Here is a 5,212-nt window from a genome sequence, read left to right on the forward strand (position 1 = left end):
CCCGTAGCTCCGCTCGCCCCTGCCTCTCCCGTGGCTCCCGTCACCCCTGTTGCTCCAGTCGATCCCGCGACTCCTGTTACCCCTGTCTCTCCCGTGGCTCCTGTTGCTCCAGTCGATCCCGGCGCCCCTGTTACTCCAGTGGCTCCCGTTGAACCCGTAGCTCCCGTCACCCCTGTTGCTCCAGTCGATCCCGTGACTCCTGTGGCTCCTGTCTCTCCCGTTGCCCCGCTCGCCCCGGTCTCTCCCGTGGCCCCTGTGGCTCCTGTCTCTCCCGTGACTCCGTTTGCTCCCGTCACTCCCGTGGCTCCTGTTGCCCCGGTTTCTCCAGTCACTCCCGTGGCCCCGCTTGCTCCTGTCGATCCCGTTGCTCCGCTTGCTCCCGTTGCTCCAGTCGATCCCGTGGCCCCGGTTTCTCCAGTCGATCCCGTGACTCCTGTTACTCCCGGCGTCCCTGTTGCTCCAGTCGATCCCGTGACTCCTGTTACTCCCGGCGCTCCTGTTGCTCCTGTTGCTCCTGTCACTCCCGTTGCCCCGCTCGCCCCGGTCTCTCCCGTTGCCCCGGTTTCTCCTGTCTCTCCCGTGGCCCCGCTTGCTCCCGTCATCCCTGTGGCACCAGTCGCTCCTGTTGAACCCGTTGCCCCAGTTACTCCGGTTACTCCGGTCGCTCCCGCGATCTCGGTTAACTGAACATCATCGATCAGAACATCGGCCGAGCTCGCAGTTGAAGTTTTGTTGAAAACGATCATGATTTGCGAAGTGCCTTCCGGTATCGACAATACCGGGTACAGTGTCAACCATTCCCCTTCCAGTCCGTTCGGCAATCGCCCTTCGAACATTTCCTCCACGACGCCGTAACCGATAAAGCTCAGCGCATCGTCATAGTAGGCGATCGTAACCATCATGAGCGGACTCGGCAAATTTCCCGCCGCCGCCAAAGAAGCCATAAACCGGTAAACTCCGCCCTCCTGAACAGGCACCATTTGAGATAAAACCGCGTCGACGTGTCCACCCGCCAATAAAGCCGCATATAGACCGCTATGTGCGCCTGCCATCGTTATGCTCGTATTTAACTGATTCCAAGGGCTTATAGAACCCGTCTCAAAATCGCCGTTGATCACGAGATCATATGGATACATCGTTGAGCCCTCCCTCAAGCAAGCCTTCATTGCCGCTGTCACTTCATAACATTGACCTCTCTATCAATATATGTAACGCCAACTCGCAAGAAACGGCTGCTCGATAAATAGGCAAAAATGCTGCGGAAATGCGGTGAGCGCCATGGCGCCGTCTCTCCCCGCGCGCGGTGTGGCGCTGCAACGGCTATCGGGGCAACGTACTTGCGAAGAGGTATCCCGGGATAGCGGAACTTTTGTCCGCGTTTGGACACCCTAGTAAACCCGAGATGAATCTAGCTAAATTCTTTCTCTTCATGTCTGTATTAGGGCAATCGGATGTAGAATGAACCGGAGTATCGTAATCCCCACTTGGGCTGTTGAACAAAAAACGAATACTTTCGGTTTCAGCACTATCCCCGCACTATTTCCCTCGTCGCGCCGACCTTAACGCTGGTTTCAACGTTGTCTCAAGCGGAAATAACGAAAAAGGGCCGGAGATCCCCTCCGGCCCCGCCGCTTTCGCTGCGCAATCGTACTATGTCACTTGCCCGCCCCCAACGCCCGCATATACCGCACATATTGGGGGAACGCGAGCTCCGGCTCCTCGAGATCCGGGTGCCAGCGCTTCTCCCATTCGAACGTGTACCAGCCGTCGTAGCCGTTAGTCCGCAATACCGAATGAATGTCGCCGAAGGGCACATCGCCTTCGCCCATGAACCGGTATTTGAATTTCCCCGGTTCGTTCGCCTCCGGGAGCGAATCTTTCCAGTGGGTATACTCGATGCGGGAGCCGAGCGCCTCCCATGTCTTCTCCGGTCTTTCCCCGAACATCCGATAAGGGTGATGCACGTCCCAAAGCACGCCCACCGTGTCGGAGGACGTGCCGTCCAGCAAGTCGAGGACGTCTTCGCAGCGGGTCCAGTCGTCATGCGTTTCGATGATCAGCTTGACGCCGGCCTGGCGAAGAATCGGCTCCACCCGCTGCATATAGGAGCGTGCAGTGTTCAGCGCTTCCGATCGGTCGGCGCCGTTCAGCCTGCCGCCGAATGCCCGGATATACCGGGTGCCGAACCTAGCGCACAGCTCTGCGTACCGTTCCAGCTCCTCGATATTTTGCGCCTCGCGCTCTTTCGATACAAGCGTGATCGAGCTGGAAAAGCATGTGACGGCAAGTCCCGCATCCTCGAAACGGCGGCGCGTATGCTCCACATCCGCAGCGAACGGACTCAGCTCGTATATGTTCATCTGGCCTTGAAGCCCGCGGAAATCGACTCCGTCAAAGCCGTATTCGGCCGCTCTTGATACAATCGTCTCCAGGTCCCATTGCGGACAGCCGAGCGTCGTAAAAGACAGCTTCATCCCGATTCCTCCCCATTGTTCGATATGCCAAAAGCCCGCGTGCTCCCGGAACGGAACAAGCGGGCGGGTCTGTTTACTGTTGGCCTTTGATCGGTTCGAGCGGCTTGGCGTTGCCGTACGTTTGACGAATGCCGTGACGCGGAGCGGCCCAATTCACCGCATTGGAAATAACGCGCAGCACGTCCTTGTTGTGGTACGTCGGGTACGTCTCGTGCCCGGGACGGAAGTAGAACACTTTCCCGTTTCCGCGGTGGTACGTGCAGCCGCTGCGGAACACTTCCCCGCCTTCGAACCAGCTGATGAAGACGAGCTCGTCCGGAGCCGGAATGTCGAAATGCTCGCCATACATTTCCTCGTGCTCGATTTCGAAATATTGGCCCAATCCTTCGGCGATCGGATGCGCCGGATCGACGACCCAAAGGCGTTCCTTATCGCCTTGCTCGCGCCATTTCAGATCGCAGCTCGTGCCCATCAGCTTCTTGAATATTTTCGAGAAGTGGCCCGAGTGCAGCACGATCAAGCCCATTCCTTTCAGGACGCGGTCGTGCACCCGATTGACGATTTCGTCGGATACGTCCTTATGTGCGCGGTGTCCCCACCAGATGAGGACATCGGTATCGTTCAGCACTTCCTCGGTCAGCCCGTGCTCGGGCTGCTCCAGCGTGGCTGTGCGGATTTGCACGCCTTCTGAGGCGATGCCTTCGGCAATGGCGCCATGGATCCCTTTCGGATAAATGGCGGCGATTTTCTCGTTCAGCTTCTCATGTACGTTTTCGTTCCATACGGTTACTCGGATCACAGTCGGTCAGCTCCTTAATTAAATGAAGTTGCCATCTTGTCAATCTGGATGTCGGTTGGTATCCCCTTAAACAATGCCTTGCATTATGTGTACCGCTTAGAAGGCTGGTGAATAACTCCGCTACGGGTCGGGAATATGTCTCCGATCGCCGTTGTTCCCAGATTTTTTGACCCAATAACACCATAATCGGTGAATATCCGGGAACACATGCGAACGATGACGCTTCTACGCCATCATTCCAGACCCTCCACTCCGTTAATCACCGGACTTTTAAGGAATTGTTGCCGCATTTTCACTCCGGAGCAGCGTCAATCTTGCCGGTGCAAGGCAAAGCCGACGGCTGTGGAACTATACTGCCGCAACATCTCCTAATTGGCGGATATCCATACGATAAACAACACAATCATGATCGCCTGAAGCACCAGCTTGACGACCGTACTGGATAAAAAGCCTACGAGAGCACCGAGTCCGGCTCGCGTCGCCTGCCTCATATCGGCGCCAGCGATCAGCTCGCCGATCCAAGCCCCGAGGAAAGGTCCGGCCAGCAGACCGATCCCCGGGATGACGAACGGCCCGATCAGAATACCGATCGTGCTGCCGATGACGGAGGCCCGCGAGCCTCCGAATTTTTTGACGCCCCAGGCGTTCACGATGTAATCGGCTATAAGGATGGCGGCGACGGCCGACGTTTGCAGAAACCAGAACCAAACCCCGAATTCGCCGAACCCGAAAAACAGTCCGTATACGAAAAAAGCTCCATAAACGGCCAGCACGCCCGGCAAAATCGGAAAGATGGCTCCCGCCATCCCGACGGCGAACAGCGCAACGATCAATACCCAACCAAGGATGTCCATGGCATGTCCTCCCGGTGCGGCAGCCCAATCAATCGGCGAGTACGTAATCGCGGATAATTTGGGCAACCGCGTGCTCGTTATTCGTCACCGTGACCAAGTCGGCGGCCGCCTTCAGCGCTTCCTGGGCATTGCCCATCGCCACGCCGAGACCGGACTCGCGGATCATCGTCATATCGTTGAGGCTGTCGCCCATCGCTACGACCTCGGACATGCCGATGCCGAGCAGCCGGCATACTTCGGCGATTCCGCTCGCCTTGCTGACCCCGAGCGGGTTGATTTCCAGATTGTGCGGATGGGAATTCGTAATCTCGAACCGGCCTTGCTCCTGCAGCCAGTTCAAAATGTGAGCGCGGCTCTCGTCGTTGTCGGTAAAATAGCCGAATTTCAGCCATTGCAGCGAATCGAGATCGTTCGTCCACGTTTCCTTGTTGAACACGCCTTCGACCGCGTATGCCCAGAACCACGTATCGTAGCGGACCGCCATCGCATGCATGGCGCGAATCGATTCGACGTCGACCGAATGGCGGACGAGCAGCTCGCGGGGAGCTCTATATACTTCCCCTCCGTTGACGGCGACGATCGGCGTATTCAAGTTCAGCTTGTCCGTATACGGATATACGTTCTGAACGCCGCGTCCGGTAGACAGCATGACGGTTACGCCGGCATCCAGCGCCTTGAACATCCACTCGCGGTTTTCATCGGAAACTTCGTGCTCGCTGTTCAGCAGCGTGCCGTCCATATCAAGCGCAATCAGTTTGTAGCGTCCCATATATGCTCTCCTGCTCCTATCCGGTCCCCCGAAATTGGAACCATTCTCCGTCCCTTATTCCGGATGTTTTTGGTCCCCATTTAAAATGTTCGATGATTCACTCGGACGAACTGTACAACATGCAGTTATTTCGGCAACAATCTCCCCCACTGACGTCGTGAGCCGGAAAATATGAGGCTGATGAAAAAGTCTGCAAAGAGAGGAAGCGCCGGGAGACAAGAGGTGGGGGAATGCGCTCCACATCCGTTAACATCGTGTTGTTTTTAAGATTTTAGCAGTTACAACACGATTGTAAAGTCAACCGCTTCGCTTTCCG

The 5,212-nt window shown here is 56.7% G+C and carries 5 protein-coding genes; all 5 read right to left on the reverse strand.

Annotated elements, in window-relative coordinates; genetic code table 11:
• Positions 1-1,136, reverse strand: a 1,136-nt coding sequence (locus FE784_RS37240; protein WP_139607352.1) for an NTTRR-F1 domain, incomplete at its 3' end; no start/stop codon positions are given.
• 519 nt (positions 1,137-1,655) lie between these two features.
• Complete coding sequence (locus FE784_RS37245) at positions 1,656-2,474, reverse strand: sugar phosphate isomerase/epimerase family protein (RefSeq protein WP_139607353.1); 819 nt, start codon at positions 2,472-2,474, stop codon at positions 1,656-1,658.
• 73 nt (positions 2,475-2,547) lie between these two features.
• A complete protein-coding gene (locus tag FE784_RS37250; RefSeq protein ID WP_139607354.1) occupies positions 2,548-3,273 on the reverse strand; it encodes a ThuA domain-containing protein in 726 nt (241 codons plus the stop codon).
• Positions 3,274-3,641: 368 nt separating this feature from the next.
• The gene (locus FE784_RS37255; RefSeq protein ID WP_139607355.1) at positions 3,642-4,127 is read right to left on the reverse strand and encodes a DUF456 domain-containing protein; all 486 of its coding nucleotides are present in this window, start codon (positions 4,125-4,127) and stop codon (positions 3,642-3,644) included.
• A gap of 28 nt (positions 4,128-4,155) precedes the next feature.
• Complete coding sequence (locus FE784_RS37260; protein ID WP_139607356.1) at positions 4,156-4,896, reverse strand: Cof-type HAD-IIB family hydrolase; 741 nt, start codon at positions 4,894-4,896, stop codon at positions 4,156-4,158.
• Positions 4,897-5,212: the final 316 nt, after the last annotated feature.

The sequence above is a fragment of the Paenibacillus hemerocallicola genome, assembly GCF_006265175.1.
GTDB classification, from domain to species: domain Bacteria; phylum Bacillota; class Bacilli; order Paenibacillales; family NBRC-103111; genus Paenibacillus_AB; species Paenibacillus_AB hemerocallicola.